Genomic DNA, 15,626 nt, shown 5'->3' on the forward strand with positions numbered 1-15,626 from the left:
CATGACCGATCGCGCATGGAACGCGGGCGAGCCCGAGATCGCCTGGCACGAGACCGGAGCGGAGGAGCACGACCACGGCGGGGGCGCCACGCTCCTGGGTTTCTGGATCTACCTGATGAGCGATGCGCTCATTTTCGCCTCGCTGTTCGCGATGTACGGCGTGGTGAGCACAGCCTATGCCGGCGGTCCGGGGCCACGCCAGCTGTTCGACTTGCCGCTGGTCGCCCTCAACACCGCGCTTCTGCTCGCCTCCTCGATCACCTTCGGGCAGGCGATCCCCCACATGGAGGCGGGACGGGTCGGCCCGACGCGGGCCTGGCTGGCGGTGACGGGCCTGCTCGGCGCGGCCTTCGTCGGCGTCGAACTCTACGAGTTCTCGCACCTGATCGCGGACGGGGCCGGCCCGCAGCGTAGCGCGTTCCTGTCGGCCTTCTTCACCCTGGTCGGCACGCACGGCGCGCACGTCACCGTCGGACTGATCTGGATCGCGACGATGCTGGTCCAGCTCAGCCAGCACGGACTCACCAGCGCGATGCGGCGCCGGATTATCTGCCTGTCGATGTTCTGGCATTTCCTCGACATCATCTGGATCGGCGTCTTCACCTTCGTCTACCTTCATGGAGTGATCCGGTGAGCCTGCATTCCGCCCCGACGATGCACGGCGCCTCGGGCGACGCGTGCCAAGACGCGCATGGGCACGGGCAAGGGCACGGGAGCCGGCGCGGCTACCGGATCGGCGTCGCGCTCTCCATCCTGCTGACGGTCGTGCCGTTCTGGCTCGTGATGTCCCGGGCGCTGCCCGATGCGCGGGTGACGACGGCGATCATCTTCGCCCTCGCGCTGATCCAGATCGTCGTCCATGTGGTCAGCTTCCTCCATCTCGACACGCGCTCGGAGGGCGGCTGGACGCTGCTCGCCTTCCTGTTCACGGCGGTGATCGTGGTGCTGACGATCGGCGGGTCGATCTGGGTCATGTACCATCTCAACGTGAACATGATGCCGATGCCGGACGCCGCGGCGGCGCCGATGCACTGACCGCGCCGGGGCCGGATGCGGAGGATGCCTCGGCTCCTCCTGCGTCCGGCGCCGATGCGGCCCGGAAGAGTCTCACAGCCGGGATCGCCTCATGGGATCGCCTCGACCTCCCGCCCCCCTCGCGGACCATTCCGGCCTCATCGCGGAGGCGGAACTCCATCGCCTCATGGCGCGGCATACGCGCTCGGCTGGCCTGTGCGACCACCTCGAAGCCTGCGCCGACGGGCTCCCCACCTGGCCGATCGCGGACGAGGCCGAGCGACTCCGCTCGGCCTTGAACGACTTCATCGGACAGGACGGGCCGAGCACCGCCGACCTTGCCGGGATGCTCGGACCCGGCGTTCCCGACGTCCTGACCGCGGCCTTGCTCCGTCACGTCGAGGCACGCCGCACCGACGATCTCGTCCACGCCGGGGACCTGTTGGCTGTGCTCGACGCCGCGGCCGGCAGAATCTCCGCCGACGCGCTCGGCTACATGCTGCGCTGCTTCTTCGCGGCGCGCCGACAGGCGATGGTGCTGGAGATCCTCACGGTCCTGACGCTCGGCCGGCATCGCCTGACGGCCGAGGGCCGATCCCTGCTCATTGACGGCCTGTGCCGCCGGACGGCGTGACTCACGCCGCCACGGCCCGCCTCCTGAGCCCGCGCGCATCGACGATCGTGACGGTCCGGGCGCCCGACAGGACGATCACCCCGGCGCCCTTCAGTTTCGTCAGCTGCCGGCTCACCGTCTCGATCGTCATCCCCAGCACGTCCGCCATGTGGCCGCGCGTCATCGGAAGCTCGAACGTAACCGGCCCCTCCAGGCCCGGCCGGCCCGCGGACGTCCCCGCTCGCACGGCCATGTCGAGCAGGAGCCCGGCCACCTTCTCTCCGGCGGAGAGGCGCGCCAGCGTCAGCATGCGCGCGCGGGCTTCGCTCAACGCCTTGAGCGTGTGCTGGAGCAGGAGGTTCCCCATCCGCGCGTGCTGCTCCAGGAAGCGCTCGAACGGGCGCCGCGGGAACGTGCACAGCTCCGCGTCGGTCAGCGCCGTGACGGTGAAACCGATCTCGGCCGCATAGGGCTCGCCGACGAAGTCCGCCGGGTACGACAGGCCGACGATCTGCTCGCGTCCGTCGGCCGTCGCCGCGACGGCCTTCAGGACGCCCGACAGGAGGTTGGCGCAGATCCGGCTGTCGTCGCCCGCCCACATCACGGTCTCACCCGCCGCGACGCGGCGGCGCTGGCAGAGGCCGGTCAGGACGACGCGCTCCTCGTCGTCGAGGCAGCGGCACAGCGCACGGTCGCGGACGGGGCAGCCCGCGCAGACATCGATCGACACTGGTCCGGTCCTTGGGTCACTGGCGCGGGCTTCCGCTTCGTGCGCGGAGCGCGCGACACGCGTCGTCGGTGGTCGGGGCAAGGCATGGCGCCTGCGCCCGAGGCCGTGCCGGTGCTCGCCGCGTCGAGGCGAGCGCCCGGGTCGGGCCAACGGAGGGCTCACGACGGACCGGGCTCCGGCGAGGAAGGCCGGCACGCGTGGGAGGGGGCATCGGGATCTCCGGGATCGACGCCTTCCAGCTGATCCCGCCGACGTTCCACCTCCTTGATTCAGATCAAGGCGGATCGTGCCTCGTACCCGAGGCCCCGCGCCCGCAGGGCGGCTTCCTCACCCGGCGAGGTGCTTGAGCCGGCCCAAGTCGAGCAGGCGGACGCCGCCGGGCACGATCAGGACGACCTTCTCGCGGTCGAGGCGCGTCAACGTACGGCTCACCGTCTCGATCGTGAGGCCGAGGTGGTCGGCGATGTCCTGCCGCCCCATCGGCAGTTCCAGCGTCACAGAGGTCAGGCCGATCCGCGCGTAGCGTGCGCGCAGCGCGAGCAGGAAGGTCGCGACCTTCTCCTCCGCTCCGCGGCGGCCGAGCAGCATCATCTGATCCTGTGCGAGGCCGAGTTCGTAGCCCGCGCGCTCGTGCAGGCGCTGCAGCAGATGCGGTTTCCGCGCCACGAGAGCCTGGAACGCCCGCCGCTCGAAGCGGCAGACGGCGACGGGCGACAACGCCTCGGCGGTCACCGTCTGCCGCTCCGGCAGCGCGAGGCCGAGGAAATCCCCGACGAGGGCGAAGCCCATGACCTGGCGGCGCCCGTCCGGAAGCAGGCGCGAGAGGCGCACCGCCCCTTCGGTGACGTTGAAGACGGCGGTCGCCTCCTCGTCCTGCGAGAAGAGGGTTTGGCGCGCATCGAGCGCGACGTGCCGGCTGAGCCCTTCGAGTTCGTCGAGTTCGTCGCCGGTGAGTGCAGCGCAGACGCTGACGAGGCGGACCCTGCACTCAGCGCACCCCCCCTCGGTCCGGCCGTGCCGGCACGGGTGCTGGTCTGGCGCGCAAGTCTCGCTCGGCATCAAGCAGCCCCCGGGTTTCCTCACGGAAACGCGAGCTTACCCGATCCTCGACCGGAACGCCTACCCGAGACCCGCCACCATTCCCATGCGGCTTCCCCGCGCCGGGCACCGCGAGCACCCTCGCCCCGCGACGGTCGCACCCCGCCGTCACCCGAATGCTACGCTGTGGACTGCGCCAAGGCCACGACCTCGCAGGTGTCGGCGAGCAGCCGCCAGTCCGGAATGCCCAGGGCTCGGCAGAAGATCGCCTTGGCCTCCCAGGCCGCACCCACGTCCGATCGGGCACGGACCCGCGCGCGGCGTTGCAGCACGTGTCGGTCGCGCCCGGCGCCGTCCAGGACGATCTTGTGAAAGGTGACGAGATATTCGCGCATCGTGGCACCCGCCTCCGGTTGGACAGGCCAAAGTCCTGCCGGTTTCGCCGTCCCGCGCTTTGATCCAGCGCAATGCATACGGCTACGCAGTCGAGCGTCACCACCGACTTGGTTGCGGACTGGCTCGGCGTCGCGAAGGAAAGGTCGCCTGGAATCCCCAGCCCTGCATCATGCCGACCTAGAAACGATCCATGGTCGACCCCTTCGCGCCCACTACGTCCGCTCTCGGTGTACGGTCAGGTTCACCTCAACGACCGTTACAGGCGCATTGCAGAACGTCCACTTGCGGGTGGTGGGTCAGCTTCCGCAGTCCACCCCCTCCGGACCTTCGACGGGCACAGGTCGAATGTCCGCAAGGGGTTAGGAGTTCGCATGCCGCTTGTGCCGCTGTGCGCCATGAGCTGACCTCTGGCTGACAGGCGCCGAACCGCCGCTCTCGACCCCATTCGGACCTTCAGCTGCAGCCTCCAGAATGTCCGTAAGGGGTCACGAGTTCGCGTCAGCCTCGCCCAGTTCTGCGGAATCGGGACCCGCTTCTCTCACGGGGGCGAGCTACAGGTCGCTGGCCGCCGTCGAGGCCGTATGTAGGCAGAACCGGCCCGTCGAGCGGTGCCAAGTTTCAAACACTTGGCGTGGTCGGGATCGGCGGAAAACCGGCGATGGTCCGGGTCGGGTGGTCTCGGTGCTGAGGTCAGCCGGGCGGAGAGCTCGAGAGTGCCAAGTCGGAGGGCATGGTGGCAGAGGTGCCGGGGGCCAAGGGGGTACTCATCCGCTCGCCGGAGGTACGCTGGCGTCCACCGGCAAAGGCGACGTAGGCGGCAGGGGGGCCTACCGGTCCAACTCGTCTGCCTCCGCCTGGGGTGATTTTCGTTGTGATGTAGTGGTCGCGACAGGCGCGAAACAGCCGTGGACGCGGTCGCCCTACGCAGCGATGCGAAGCTGGCATGTCGGACGGCTGGACGCTCAGCGCTCGCCGCTGTCCGCGGCCTTCGCTCGTTGTAGCTGCCAGATCGGTACGCGGTTCGGGTCGAGCCGGGTGCGCCGCTCTGTCATGAACCGGCTGAACGAGGACGTCGTCGACAGGACCGCGTCGCCGATTGCCAGCCGCAGTCGTCGCTGACCGCTTTCCTCAACGTCGTCTGTCGTGCGCAGCAGACCCCGTACGCAGTAGAGGTCGACCGTGCCGCCCACGATGAGCGCACTGGCGTTCATGGTATGGTCGGGACCCTCGGTGTGGCACCACAGCCAAAGCAGGTGCTCCGCGCTTGCCAGCCTTGCCTGGACGCCGAACCATTGGCGGGTGATCGCGTCCGCCAGCAACTGTGCCTCGACTGTACAGGTGCTGGGCCTCAGCGTCAGGACGATGGGGTGCTCGCACTGCCGCGGGTCCAGGTGTGCCGCGAATCGTTCCTGGGTCGCTCGTGTGAGGACCGCGATGCGTTCGTGCTCGTCTGCAGCGAGAGCTACGACGATCTCAATCTCGCGTACGGAGCGGGCCTGCTCATGAAGCGCCAGGGCGATGCGACCGACCACGGCGTAGGCGAGGCCAGCCGCGTCGAGACCCCCGATGATGTCGCGGAAGATGGCCGGCAGCATGCCGGGCGTCGGGTTGCTGAGGTCGTTGCCGTCGAACAGTAGTGCCTCGATCTCGGCCGAGCTGGCGGTCATATGAACTGCCCTCCGTCCCGGGTCCGATAGTGCACGTCTGAACGCACCGTGTGTCGCTCGCCGGCGAGGCCGAAAAGCCGGAGGATGTTGGTGACCGTCTCCGGCCGTTGCAGGTGCCGGTCGGCGTAGAGGGTGAAAAGCGCCGGTTCGCGCATGTAGACCACCCGCCCGCGCGGGAACGCCTCGTACTCGTGATTCACGATGGTCGGCGGCAGGCCACGGCGGCGCAGCGCCGTGGCTCCGAGCTTGCGCCATGCTTCCCAGACCTCGTGGTGCCCGCGCGGGTGGGTGAGGCAGTCGCCGTAGATCTCCGCTTCGGTCATGGGCGTGCGGTCGGTGACCAGCACGGTGCGCCCGCCGTCCGGCACGCCCCAGAAGATGCCAACGCTCGGTAAGGTGGCTCCCGTGTTGTCAGTGTGCTCCAGTCGGCATCCACCTGCTGGTTGCATTGCCTAGCTTCTCCAGCTGTTGAGTCGTTAGGGCACGGGCAGTTTACCGGACGTGCGGGCGGATCTCGTCCGCGCTGCACGTGTCGCGGCAGACGATTTTCAGAACCTCGAGCGTCTCCGGCTTGACGACGTAGTCCAGCGTCGCGCCGTCCGCGCGCTCCCAACGGCCGACGCAGTAGTCGGCGTAGCAGGCGCGGATCTCGGGGTATTTGCGGCAGAAGTCGCGCAAGCAGACCTCGTCCTTTGTGCGTGGGAGGGGCTTCGCCTTCGCGCCCAGAAGCTCCTGGCGGCGCTCATCGTAGTCCGCCGGGTAGGCTTGACCCTCGTAGTATTCGCCTGTGCGCAGCGGGGGCAGAATGTAGCGCGGCTGTGTCGGGTCCGGGGTGCCGGGCTTCGTCGCGACCTCGTTCGGGCGCTCGCACAAGACCAACTTCTCGGTGTGGGGCTCGCCGCCGACGAAGCGCGTCGTATACGTCAGCGTCTTCGGGCCGGTGCGCGTCGCCGTGGCCGTCGTCTCGAAGCTCAGCGGACCGTCGCTGCCGAAGTCGCAGATGAGCGCGAGCGCGACGCCCGTGCGGTGCGGGGTCGCGCGCTTGACGCGGCAGCTCAGGTTCTCCGCCGCGCGGCCGTCCGTGACCTGCTCGTACTCCGTGATGATCGTGACGCGCTGGTCCAGGTGCGGGCAGCCCTTCGTCGAGGCGGCCCAGGTGCCGGCGATCTGCGTCAGTGGGGCGGACATCTCGGGCGCGCGTGCGGCGGCCGGCGGCCCGTCCGCCAGGAACAGGGCGGCCGTCAGCACGGGGGCGGCGTAGTAACGGGGGCGGGGGTGGGGGCGGGCCAAGATGCGCGGTCCTGCGTCGTCCGCTGCCGTGCTTGTCTCAGCAGGCGGAGCAGGTTGAGGGAACGAACGATGTCTGAAGGGGCTAAAGCGCGACCGCGGCGTGGCACTCGCTCGGCGTCAGCCCTGAGCAACGGATCGCCCGCAACGTGTAGTCCGTGCGGACCGTCGCAAGTTTACGCACGGAGGTGCGGCGTGCGGCGCACAGGGCGGATGACGGGAATGGACTGGACATGACGAAGGGGTCTCGCCGAGGCTCCTGCGGAGCCGACGATATGTATTCCCGTTGACACCCCTCGGAATTTACCGCCGGACGCAGATTCCTGCCGCGGCCGGCGGTCGCACCCTAACTGGGTGGGCGCTGTCAGGCCGCGTCGGCGGGGCGGCGGAAGGCAGCCGTCGTGCGCCCGCCGGGGCGGCCGACCGCATAGACCTGTAGCCTGTGCTGCCCGCGCAGTTCGTCGATCACCGCCTTCAGTGCGCCGTCACGCTGATCGGCATCGAAGCCGAACACCACGAGCCGGGGCTCAATGTCGACCCGGAGCCGGCGCGCGCCGCGGGCGACCTCGTCCACCAGCGGATCAAGGGTCGGCACGGCGGCGAGGCCGCGGGCGGCACGCACCGTCCCGCGCAGGGCATCGAGGCGGACCAGGTCGCGGCACAGGGCCGGGTAGCTCTCTGCCAGCTGTTCCGCCTGCTCCGTCAACGTCGCGCGGTAGCGCGCGACCTGCGTGACGATCGCCGGAGTGGTCTTCGAACGAAGGCTCGGGTTCGCGGCGAGCTTGGCCTCGTGGAACACCAGCCACGCCTCGTCGGCCGCGCCCCGCTCCTCCAGGCTCGCGACGTCGAGCCGATCCTGGCGGGTCTGAGCCGGAGCTGGGGTGGCCGCGGCTTCTGTGTCCGGCGCCAGGAGCATGGCGTCCGCTTCCGCGCCCTCCCGCTCGGCGGACGCAGCCTCCACCGATGCGCCGGTGAGCGCGATCTCGACATCGACGACGTTCGGGCTGGCCTTCACCAGCGCGTGCACGCCCGCCTTCTCCAGGCCGGAGAGCGCGGCGGCGGCCCGCTTCATCTCGGCCAGCGTGCTGGGCCCCTCGTAGCGCGTCCACACCGCCGTGCTTGGGTCGAGCGCGAAGCCCCCGTCCTGGCCGAGCTGGGTTAGCGCCTGACGCTGGCGTACGAGGTACTTCACGTGTGTCTCGGCCGCGACACCACCGCCGGCCGGCGTGACCCGGAACAGCGACGCGCCACGGTAATAGACGTTGTGCGAGCGGTCGCGCACCGCCAGCAGCAGGTCCGGGTCGGCGAGAACATCGGCCCACCAGCCGCCATTCGGCGCAGTCGCGAGGGCTTCGAGCGCCGCGAGGAACGGCTCGCCCAGGGCCTTATAGGATATTGTCTCGCTCATGCCGTCGTGTCCCACCACTGTCCGTCCTCCTTGATGTCGACGCTGGCGCCGAACAGCGCTGGGAAGCGCTGCGGCTCGAAGGTGTGAATGGGCACGAGCCGCCGAGGCGCGATCGCTGCCACCAGGCGCTTGAGGTCTGGGATGCTGGCGTGGCCCGAGGTGTGAGCGTGGGTCAGCGGGATGTCGCGGGTGGCAAGGTCGGCGGCGAGCGCCTTCCCGCGGGGCTGCCGGAGGTAGCCGTCCCACTGTGACCAGATCGCCTCGGCGCCCGCGAGGCAGCCGGTCCGGTCGAGGTCCAGTAGCAGGGAGTGGCGGAACAGCACCGCCGCCCGGGGCGCGAGCGCCGCGAGGTGCTTCGCGTAGATGCGCTGCTGGCCGTGCCGCGCGAGCAGGTCGAAGCGGCTGGTGCGCTTGACGCGCACGCGCTGGTGGTGCGGGACGAAGACCGCAACGTTTGGCCAGTCGGATTGCGGGATGCTGGGGTGGCCGGTCGCGGCCAGGATCTCGGCGGCGTAGAGGTCGAGGATCAGCGTGCGGTCAGTGCGCTTGCAAGCGCGGTAGAGCGAGACGACGCGGTCGATGTTCTGGGCGGAAGCCGCGACGAGGGCCAGGCCCGTCATCTCGCGGAACCGCGCGACGAAGCGGTCCTCGATCTCGCTCTCGGTCGGGAAAAGCCGCTCGGCGTCGAGGCGGCCGAGGCTCGATCCTTCCATGAGGAGGGCGTCGATGGCGCGCGGCGGGCTGCGGACCAGACGCTCGAAGAGGGCGCCCTTGCGTCCGTGCGCGCGCAGGTCGCCGGAATAGAGCAGCCGCTGCCCGCCAGCTTCTACGAGGAGCGCGTAAGCGTCGAAGGCGGAGTGGTCGACGAGGATCGGGGTGACGGTGAACGGGCCGAAGGTGAGGGACTGGCCGTGGCCGAAGGTCACCGTGTTGGGTGGTACCCAGGTGTCGGGCACGAAGGTCGCGGCTGCCTGGAGGATGCGGAGTGTCGCCGCGCCGAGCGCAACCGGTAGGTCGGGACCGGCGAGGTGGCTCAGCCCGACATGGTCGCGGTGGCCGTGGCTGAGAATGAGCGCGAGGAGATCGCCGCTGCCGTCGAGTCCTTCGACCGGTGGGTGACAGGTCGCGTCGTTTGCCGTGGCGTCGAGGGGCAGGCCGAGGTCGAGGAGGAGCCGGGCTCCGTCGTGGGCGACCTCAACGCAGGAGCCCCCGATCTCCTTTGTCCCACGGTGAACACAGACCCGCATCTGCGCGTACGCCAATTTCGTGTCTGTGCGCTGCAAACGAACCGCACTTCGTTCGCGGCATAAGAGGCAAAGCCGCCTTCGTGGTCAAGCCTGTCTGACGAAGCCAGCGTTCGGGCATGACGGTCGATTTGAAGAAAAGCGTTGGGCTGAAGGTGCGCATCGCCCGCCAGCGGCAGAAGCTCACTCAGGAGGAGCTTGGTGCCCGGATCGGGCGGACGCCAGAGAGCATTTCGAACATCGAGCGCGGCTTGCAGCTGCCGAGCATCGAGACTCTCGTAGAGTTGGGGCAGGCACTCGGCATCCCGGCCAGTGAGCTGCTCGAAGGCGTTGGGGCGCCAGGGATCCAGCACTCCCCCAGGCGGCTCGAGCTGGAGCTTCGCTTACGCGATATCACCCGAACACTCAGTGATCGGGCGCTCGCGGTTGCCGTGGCTCAAGTCGATGTCCTGCTGCAGGAGCAGATTTGAGCGTGGGCTCAGCGACCGGCGCGGGTGGGAAACGAGCTTCACATCCAGCCACAGTTCGACCGGGTGGGTCCGCGGACGTCCGCTGATATCCACTCAAGCTGTTGGGGCCTGAGTTGGGGCCGACAGTCCAGCGTTTGAAATAACTCTTGCTTCTCAGGTGCTTAGAGAAAGTGCTGGCGGAAGGGGTGGGATTCGAACCCACGGTGGAGTCGCCCCCACGGCGGTTTTCAAGACCGCTGCCTTAAACCACTCGGCCACCCTTCCAAGCCTTTGACAGGGCTTGGCTTTTCGCCTCGCCGCGGTAGCCCCGAAAATCCGGATTGCTACCGCTTTGCTACCCTTTCATCGGGCATTCCTCTCTATGGCCTCTCGGAGCGCGACGTCAACCTTCGCGGCCGCGTCGGCCTGCATCCCCGGCAGCACGTGGCTGTAGAGGTCGAGGGTGATCCCGACGCTCGAGTGGCCCAACCGCTCCTGCGCGATCTTTGGGTGGACCCCACCGGCGAGGAGATGGGTCGCGTGGCTGTGGCGCAGGTCGTGGAAGCGGACCCGCGGCAGGTCCTTCGCCTGAGCCAGGATCCGCACGAACTCGTGCGTCAGGCTGTTCGGCTGCACGGGGGAGCCGTCGGCCTGCGCGAAGACGTGCGTCGCCTGGGTGATCTTCACTCCGACCAGCAGCAGCTCCTCGGCCTGCGCGACGCGGTGGCGCCGCAGCTCGTCGACCGCCAGCGACGGCAGGGCGACCACGCGGGCGCGCCCGTTCTTGGTCTCCTTCAGGCGCACCCCGGATCGGGTCTGCTCCGAGCTCGTCGCGATCGACAGCTGCCCCTTCTCGAGGTCGACCGCGCCCCAGGTCAGAGCCGTCACCTCCCCTCGCCTCAGGCCGCAGGTCACGCCCAGGAGCACGGGCGTGAACATGCGGGTCGGCTGGAAGTGTGCCAGGAGGCGCGCGGTCTCGGCGGCGTCGAAGGCCTTCATCGCCTGCCGTTCGACCTTCGGCGGCTTCACCAAGTCGGCTGGATTGTGATTCAGCAGCCGCCAGCGCACCGCCTGCTCCAGCGCCTGGCGCAGGATGCGGTGCATGTGGTGGACGGTGCGCGGGGCCAAACCCCCCTTCCCGTTCCGCCGCCCACTGGTCAACGCCTTCGCGTAGGCCGTGGAGATCTGCTCCGGCCGGAGCTTCGTCAGCGCGGCTTGGCCGAGGAGCGGCGTCAGGTTCTTGCGGGCGATCTCGGTGTAACGCTCGTGGCTGCGCGGAGCGACCTGCGAGCGCATGTGATCGAGCCAGCGTTCCAGGAACTCAGCGACCGTTGCCTTGGCTGGCTCGAGGTAGGCGCCCGAATCCATTTCCGCGATGAGGCGGGCGCATTCCCGCTGCGCCTCGCGTTTCGTGCCGGCGAAGGAATGCCACTTCCGACGGCGCTCACCGGTCTCAGGGTCCCGCAGGTCGAGGATGATTGCCCAGCGTCCGGGCGAGCGCTCGCGGATGTGGCCCTTCATTTCGATGTTTGTCCTTCAGCTGCATCGCCACTGTTGCGGCGATCGGCCTCCTCCGCATCTTTGATTCGGCGATCCCAATCTTCAAGCGAAGGCGCATCAAACAAGACGCGCTGCAGCGCGCGCGGGGCATCCTCTCCAAGTTTGCGCTTGATAGATGCTAACACATGGTCTGTGTCAGATCCTTCGTTGATAGGCAAATCTGGGTTGGCCAAATATATGCTTTCAAGTGTTGTCACCGCAACATGCGTCTGCCAGAAATTATTGGCCTCTTTTTTCTTATTGGTAGTCTGCGGTGCCGGTCCAGGTCTCAACGCTTCGAGCACGCCATTTACTATCTTCAACGTTGCATCAAAGGCTTCGGGGTCATTTCTCCATCTCTCTCCCTCTTGGTGCGTGATTTGAGCGTTATTGATTGCTAACGCAATCATCCGCATCAGCCAGAAATTTTCAACGCTTCCGAACGCATATTCCATGCGATCTTCAAGGCGAAAACTATCGCTTAAACGGCGCTCTACTTCTTGAGAAAGCGATCTTCCATTGCTTTCAGCTGATTCTGCCAGCCTATCTCTTAGTTCTGGTCTGATGCGCGTTGTGAATACGGCGCTCTTTCCTTTGAATTCGCCGCTCGGTGGGCGTCCGCGAGAACCTGCCATAGCGCACTCCAATTTGTCTTCGCATTTGTAGTCGCACCGCTTGTGATCGTCAACGACGCAGCGATATTGTCTGCGCATAGCGAAGCCAAAAAGGGATGCGCTGGTATGAAGCCGAACCAGATCGAGAGACCCGGTTGCCGGACAATCACCATCGAAGAAGCGGGAAGGCAGTTGGGCTTGAGCCGCAACAGCGCCTACCAGGCGGCTGGCAGGGGTGAGATTCCGACGATCCGGATCGGCCGCCGGCTGCTGGTGCCGCTCATCGCGTTCGAGCGGATGCTGGATCAGGCCACCGTCGTGAAAACGGAGGCCGCGTAATCAGCATGGCCCGAAACGTCGAAAGCCGAGGCGCTGGCGGGCGCACTCGGCTCTCGGGAAATGTCGTCTTGCAGGCCGACACCCGGGATATATCGCAGAGCCCCACTGATTTCCAGATGCGGCGACTGCTCTCCCGCTTCGACCTCTCGCCCGAACGTGCTCGCGCTATTGCCGAGCTCGCATTCGCCACGACCCGGGGGCGCGCATGAGCGCTCCCATCCCTAAGCCCGACCCCTTCCAGGATCTCGCTCACGGCAGCCTCGAGATGATGCGCGCCTGCATCGGAGAGACGGTCGCCGGGGCTGCCATTCATGCCGACTTGGCGGCGACCTATGCCGGTATTCAGGACGACGTCGGCCTGGATTACGCGCTCCGCTGCCTCGTCGCCGACGTCCGCGTCGCCGTCAGCCTCCTGGCTCACCTGAAAGAGCAGAAGGCCACCGAGCGAGTTCGGGCCGCTGCTGAGGAGTTGCGATGACCGACGATCCGTTCGCGGCAGAGATGGCGCGCCTCGGGCCCGTCGATCTTGATGGGGCGCCTGAGGCCCCTCAACGGCAGGAGGCGACCGGCATTCGGTGGCCGAACGGCTTTCGGATGCGCTCCTCCGGTCTTTGGTTCGATCCGGCCGGGGACGAGGAGCCGATGAGGCTGTCTGGTCCATTCCGGGTCCCAGGTCTCGCCCGCGATCCGGCCGGCGCCGGATGGGCGGTCACTATCGAGTGGCAGGACCGAGATGAGCGTCGCCACCGCGGCTTCATCTCCCATGCTGACCTCATCGGCGACGGTACCGAGTGGCTGCGGCCGCTCGTGGATGCCGGCCTTCCCATCTCGATTGGCCGCAAGCCGCTCGGCCTGCTTAAGCGCGCCTTGTACGAACTGGACTGCCAGGCTCGTGTCCGGCTCGTTCGTCGCTCCGGCTGGTTCAACAGCGTGTTCGTGCTGCCGGCGCGAACGATCGGCACAGCCGACGGCGAAGAGGTGATTTTCGAAGGCCGCGTGGATGCTGCGCGCTACGCCGAGGCGGGGGCCCTCGAGGAGTGGGTCTCAGCCGTCGCTGCCCCAGCGGCCGGCAACTCGCGCCTGCTCCTCGCGCTGTCGGTTGCCTTCGCCGGTCCGATCGCCGACCTGCTGCAGGACGAAGGCGGCGGGGTAAATCTCAAAGGCCCGTCGTCGGTTGGCAAGTCGACCCTGCTGGTGGCAGCCGGCAGCGTGTGGGGTGGCGGCGCCCGCTCCGGCTTCGTCCAGACCTGGAGGGCGACGGGCAACGGGCTCGAGAGCGTCGCGAAGGCGCATTCCGGCACGGTGCTGATTCTGGATGAGCTCGGCGAGCTGGAAGCCCGGGAAGCCGGCTCGACGGCGTACCTGTTGGTCAACGGCCAGGGTAAGGCGCGAGCGACGAAGGAAGCCGAGCTGCGCGCCCGGCACGAGTGGCGCGTGATGCTCCTCTCGGCCGGCGAGGTTGGGTTGGCCGACAAGATCAGCGAGACGGGCAAGCGGGCGCGGGCCGGGCAGCTGGTGCGCCTCGTCGACGTTCCGGCGGATGCCGGGCACGGGCTCGGCATCTTTGATCACACCAGCGGCGGTGAGCCTGCGGCCTTCGCCAATGGCATCAAGGCTGCGGCCCTCCGGTCATACGGCACGGCCGGTCCGAGCTTCGTGGAGGCGCTGGCCCGAAACCCGGATGGCACCGCATCGGCCGCCCGTAGGATGATCGCCGAGGTGACGAAGCGGCTGCTGGCGGACCTACCCGAAGCGGATGGCCAGGCATCCCGATCCGCGCATCGCTTCGCTCTGATTGCGGTTGCCGGCGAGATGGCGCGCGTCGCGCTGCAACTGCCCTGGGCTGAAGGCGAGGTCGAGCGGGCCATCCGGATATGCTTCGACGCCTGGCGCTCCGCACGCGGTGGTGACGGTCCCGGAGAGTTGGTGGCGGCCCTGGACGCGATCCGGTCCGCGATCGAGCGGCACGGCGAAGCGCGCTTCCGCAACCTGGAGGGTGTCGAGCCGAGTTCGGCGCCCATCCGTGATCTGCTCGGGTACCGGCTGAGCCGAGACGGAGTGCTCGTCTATGCCTTTACGGCGACGGGTTGGAGCGAAACGCTGGCCGGTGTCGCCGACCCCAAGAGCGTCGTCGGCATGCTGTTCGAACGCGGGCTGCTGCTCACCGGCAAGGATCGGACCCACCGCCATTTCGTGAAGGTGGATGGCCGCTCGGTGCCGACCTACGCGGTGCGGGCGAGCGCCCTCTTCGATGCGGAGGCACCGTGATGCCGGTCGATCACAGCGCCTTCGAGCGCCTGATTTCTCTCGCGAGTACCCCAAAAATGTGCGTGACGTGCGTGACGTGCGTGACTTGCGTGACCGCCAAAGATTTCAATGACTTAGGCAGTCACACGGGGCGTGACGAGCTCGTGACTTGCGTGACCGACACCAGGTCGTCAGCCGCTTGTCACGCGCTGAGTGACTGCATGACGCCAAACCTCGTGACCGACAAACATCAGCAAGATCAACGTCTTGCTGGCGCCAGTCACGCGGTCACGCGGTCACGCACGAAAAATCGAGAGCAGGAGAAATGTCGAGGTGACGGCCTCGAGGTGTGTCCGATTGAGCACAGCGATTGGTTCGCCGAGTTCGAGGAACGCGCAGCCATCCTGGAGTTCGAGGGCGGTCACGATCGCGCCTCGGCGGAGCGGCTGGCCGGCTTTGAGATGGTCGCGACCCCCGGTCCGATCCCGCGTGGGGCCGCCCGATGATCCCCGCCGCCGATCAGTTCGGCCCCTGGCTGCCGGGTCTCGACCGCACGGAGCAGGTGGCGCGGCTCCGCGCGCTGCGGGCCATCGTCCGCCTGCTCACCGGCTCGCGCGGCGCCGAGCTCTACCGGTTGCTCAAGGCCGCCGAGACACACCCCGAAGCCCTCGAGCCGGCAGCCCAAGCGCTCGCTCACCTCGAACCCCTCGACCGCCGGCAGGTGCTCGCCTGCTTCGCCGCCCTTCATCGTCCCGATCGAGGTGCGTCATGACCGAGGCCGAACGTGCCGTCCTGCAATCAATCATCGCGGACTCAGAGCGTGTCGCCGCACGTGCTCGGGCGCTACTCACCCAGCAAGGTGCTGCGCCCGTTCACGACCTTGTGCCGCTCGCCGAGGCCTGCCGGCGATGGAATATCTCGAAAGATGCCGGCTTGAAGCGCGCAAAGCGGGGCGCTGGCACCAAGCTGTTGGGCCGCTGGTTCGTCCGGCGAGAAGCATTCGGCCCATAGGCTGCTCGGATGCGTTGCTCTGTTCTTCAC

19 protein-coding genes and 1 tRNA gene are annotated in these 15,626 nt (G+C 67.8%); 9 read left to right on the forward strand and 11 right to left on the reverse strand.

The features are described from left to right. Window position 1 precedes the first annotated feature (1 nt). The 3 genes from cyoC (at window position 2) to DK419_RS26595 (ending at window position 1,648) form a co-directional block, all read left to right on the forward strand. On the forward strand, window positions 2-634 hold the full coding sequence (gene cyoC / locus DK419_RS26585; protein WP_109961733.1) for a cytochrome o ubiquinol oxidase subunit III: 633 nt from the start codon (window positions 2-4) through the stop codon (window positions 632-634). After that, complete coding sequence (cyoD, locus tag DK419_RS26590) at window positions 631-1,035, forward strand: cytochrome o ubiquinol oxidase subunit IV (RefSeq protein ID WP_425352619.1); 405 nt, start codon at window positions 631-633, stop codon at window positions 1,033-1,035. The genes cyoC and cyoD overlap by 4 nt, the downstream gene beginning before the upstream one ends. A 274-nt stretch (window positions 1,036-1,309) precedes the next feature. Further along, the gene (locus DK419_RS26595) at window positions 1,310-1,648 is read left to right on the forward strand and encodes a hypothetical protein (RefSeq protein ID WP_208642250.1); all 339 of its coding nucleotides are present in this window, start codon (window positions 1,310-1,312) and stop codon (window positions 1,646-1,648) included. 1 nt (window position 1,649) lies between these two features. Here DK419_RS26595 and DK419_RS26600 read toward each other — a convergent pair whose 3' ends face one another. From DK419_RS26600 to DK419_RS26635, 8 genes are all read right to left on the reverse strand, one after another. After that, window positions 1,650-2,357 carry a Crp/Fnr family transcriptional regulator gene (locus DK419_RS26600; protein ID WP_109961735.1) on the reverse strand — a complete coding sequence of 236 codons (708 nt, stop codon included), beginning with the start codon at window positions 2,355-2,357 and terminating at the stop codon, window positions 1,650-1,652. Window positions 2,358-2,684: 327 nt separating this feature from the next. Further along, on the reverse strand, window positions 2,685-3,416 hold the full coding sequence (locus DK419_RS26605) for a Crp/Fnr family transcriptional regulator (protein ID WP_109961736.1): 732 nt from the start codon (window positions 3,414-3,416) through the stop codon (window positions 2,685-2,687). Between the two features lie 158 nt (window positions 3,417-3,574). Then, window positions 3,575-3,790: a hypothetical protein gene (locus tag DK419_RS26610; protein WP_109961737.1), complete on the reverse strand. Its 216-nt coding sequence runs from the start codon at window positions 3,788-3,790 to the stop codon at window positions 3,575-3,577. A gap of 963 nt (window positions 3,791-4,753) precedes the next feature. Then, entirely contained in the window at window positions 4,754-5,458 is a 705-nt protein-coding gene (locus tag DK419_RS26615) for a hypothetical protein (RefSeq protein WP_109961738.1), read from the reverse strand. Next, window positions 5,455-5,805, reverse strand: a complete 351-nt coding sequence (locus tag DK419_RS26620; protein WP_245442738.1) for a hypothetical protein — start codon at window positions 5,803-5,805, stop codon at window positions 5,455-5,457. The genes DK419_RS26615 and DK419_RS26620 overlap by 4 nt, the downstream gene beginning before the upstream one ends. Window positions 5,806-5,950: 145 nt before the next feature. After that, window positions 5,951-6,748: a hypothetical protein gene (locus tag DK419_RS26625; protein ID WP_109961740.1), complete on the reverse strand. Its 798-nt coding sequence runs from the start codon at window positions 6,746-6,748 to the stop codon at window positions 5,951-5,953. Between the two features lie 361 nt (window positions 6,749-7,109). Next, window positions 7,110-8,153 (reverse strand): hypothetical protein, encoded by a 1,044-nt coding sequence (locus tag DK419_RS26630; RefSeq protein WP_109962530.1) that lies wholly within the window; start codon window positions 8,151-8,153, stop codon window positions 7,110-7,112. After that, window positions 8,150-9,400 carry an MBL fold metallo-hydrolase gene (locus tag DK419_RS26635; RefSeq protein ID WP_109961741.1) on the reverse strand — a complete coding sequence of 417 codons (1,251 nt, stop codon included), beginning with the start codon at window positions 9,398-9,400 and terminating at the stop codon, window positions 8,150-8,152. The genes DK419_RS26630 and DK419_RS26635 overlap by 4 nt, the downstream gene beginning before the upstream one ends. Window positions 9,401-9,516: 116 nt before the next feature. Here DK419_RS26635 and DK419_RS26640 point away from each other — a divergent pair, with 116 nt between their 5' ends. Next, complete coding sequence (locus tag DK419_RS26640) at window positions 9,517-9,867, forward strand: helix-turn-helix domain-containing protein (protein ID WP_109961742.1); 351 nt, start codon at window positions 9,517-9,519, stop codon at window positions 9,865-9,867. A 174-nt stretch (window positions 9,868-10,041) separates the two neighbouring features. On the opposite strand, the gene DK419_RS26645 is transcribed toward DK419_RS26640, so the two are convergent. From DK419_RS26645 to DK419_RS26655, 3 genes are all read right to left on the reverse strand, one after another. Continuing rightward, window positions 10,042-10,131: transfer RNA gene (locus DK419_RS26645), tRNA-Ser, on the reverse strand. Window positions 10,132-10,209: 78 nt separating this feature from the next. Beyond that, window positions 10,210-11,367 (reverse strand): tyrosine-type recombinase/integrase, encoded by a 1,158-nt coding sequence (locus tag DK419_RS26650; RefSeq protein ID WP_109961743.1) that lies wholly within the window; start codon window positions 11,365-11,367, stop codon window positions 10,210-10,212. Further along, window positions 11,364-12,020, reverse strand: coding sequence for an Arc family DNA-binding protein (locus tag DK419_RS26655; RefSeq protein ID WP_162561421.1), 657 nt, complete (start codon window positions 12,018-12,020; stop codon window positions 11,364-11,366). The genes DK419_RS26650 and DK419_RS26655 overlap by 4 nt, the downstream gene beginning before the upstream one ends. A 105-nt stretch (window positions 12,021-12,125) precedes the next feature. Between DK419_RS26655 and DK419_RS26660 the strand changes: the two genes are divergently transcribed. The 5 genes from DK419_RS26660 to DK419_RS26675 all read left to right on the forward strand — a co-directional run bounded on the left by DK419_RS26660 (window position 12,126) and on the right by DK419_RS26675 (window position 15,357). Further along, the gene (locus DK419_RS26660) at window positions 12,126-12,338 is read left to right on the forward strand and encodes a helix-turn-helix domain-containing protein (protein ID WP_109961745.1); all 213 of its coding nucleotides are present in this window, start codon (window positions 12,126-12,128) and stop codon (window positions 12,336-12,338) included. Between the two features lie 205 nt (window positions 12,339-12,543). After that, window positions 12,544-12,816 (forward strand): hypothetical protein, encoded by a 273-nt coding sequence (locus tag DK419_RS26665; RefSeq protein ID WP_109961746.1) that lies wholly within the window; start codon window positions 12,544-12,546, stop codon window positions 12,814-12,816. Then, window positions 12,813-14,606, forward strand: a complete 1,794-nt coding sequence (locus DK419_RS26670) for a DUF927 domain-containing protein (RefSeq protein WP_109961747.1) — start codon at window positions 12,813-12,815, stop codon at window positions 14,604-14,606. The genes DK419_RS26665 and DK419_RS26670 overlap by 4 nt, the downstream gene beginning before the upstream one ends. Next, on the forward strand, window positions 14,606-15,091 hold the full coding sequence (locus DK419_RS28910; protein ID WP_162561422.1) for a hypothetical protein: 486 nt from the start codon (window positions 14,606-14,608) through the stop codon (window positions 15,089-15,091). Before DK419_RS26670 ends, DK419_RS28910 begins: the two co-directional genes overlap by 1 nt. Next, window positions 15,088-15,357, forward strand: coding sequence for a hypothetical protein (locus DK419_RS26675; RefSeq protein ID WP_109961748.1), 270 nt, complete (start codon window positions 15,088-15,090; stop codon window positions 15,355-15,357). The genes DK419_RS28910 and DK419_RS26675 overlap by 4 nt, the downstream gene beginning before the upstream one ends. Window positions 15,358-15,626 lie beyond the last annotated feature (269 nt).

Origin of the sequence: Methylobacterium terrae, assembly GCF_003173755.1 — a bacterium.
GTDB classification, from domain to species: Bacteria; Pseudomonadota; Alphaproteobacteria; order Rhizobiales; family Beijerinckiaceae; genus Methylobacterium; species Methylobacterium terrae.

Excerpts from the sequence above, each read along its gene's own strand:
- cyoC (WP_109961733.1), top strand. The coding sequence starts at position 2 with ATGACCGATCGCGCATGGAACGCGGGCGAGCCCGAGATCGCCTGGCAC.
- DK419_RS26605 (WP_109961736.1), bottom strand. The coding sequence starts at position 3,416 with ATGCCGAGCGAGACTTGCGCGCCAGACCAGCACCCGTGCCGGCACGGC.
- DK419_RS26610 (WP_109961737.1), bottom strand. The coding sequence starts at position 3,790 with ATGCGCGAATATCTCGTCACCTTTCACAAGATCGTCCTGGACGGCGCC.
- DK419_RS26615 (WP_109961738.1), bottom strand. The coding sequence starts at position 5,458 with ATGACCGCCAGCTCGGCCGAGATCGAGGCACTACTGTTCGACGGCAAC.
- DK419_RS26630 (WP_109962530.1), bottom strand. The coding sequence starts at position 8,153 with ATGAGCGAGACAATATCCTATAAGGCCCTGGGCGAGCCGTTCCTCGCG.
- DK419_RS26635 (WP_109961741.1), bottom strand. The coding sequence starts at position 9,400 with ATGCGGGTCTGTGTTCACCGTGGGACAAAGGAGATCGGGGGCTCCTGC.
- DK419_RS26640 (WP_109961742.1), top strand. The coding sequence starts at position 9,517 with ATGACGGTCGATTTGAAGAAAAGCGTTGGGCTGAAGGTGCGCATCGCC.
- DK419_RS26650 (WP_109961743.1), bottom strand. The coding sequence starts at position 11,367 with ATGAAGGGCCACATCCGCGAGCGCTCGCCCGGACGCTGGGCAATCATC.
- DK419_RS26655 (WP_162561421.1), bottom strand. The coding sequence starts at position 12,020 with ATGGCAGGTTCTCGCGGACGCCCACCGAGCGGCGAATTCAAAGGAAAG.
- DK419_RS26660 (WP_109961745.1), top strand. The coding sequence starts at position 12,126 with ATGAAGCCGAACCAGATCGAGAGACCCGGTTGCCGGACAATCACCATC.
- DK419_RS26665 (WP_109961746.1), top strand. The coding sequence starts at position 12,544 with ATGAGCGCTCCCATCCCTAAGCCCGACCCCTTCCAGGATCTCGCTCAC.
- DK419_RS26670 (WP_109961747.1), top strand. The coding sequence starts at position 12,813 with ATGACCGACGATCCGTTCGCGGCAGAGATGGCGCGCCTCGGGCCCGTC.
- DK419_RS28910 (WP_162561422.1), top strand. The coding sequence starts at position 14,606 with ATGCCGGTCGATCACAGCGCCTTCGAGCGCCTGATTTCTCTCGCGAGT.
- DK419_RS26675 (WP_109961748.1), top strand. The coding sequence starts at position 15,088 with ATGATCCCCGCCGCCGATCAGTTCGGCCCCTGGCTGCCGGGTCTCGAC.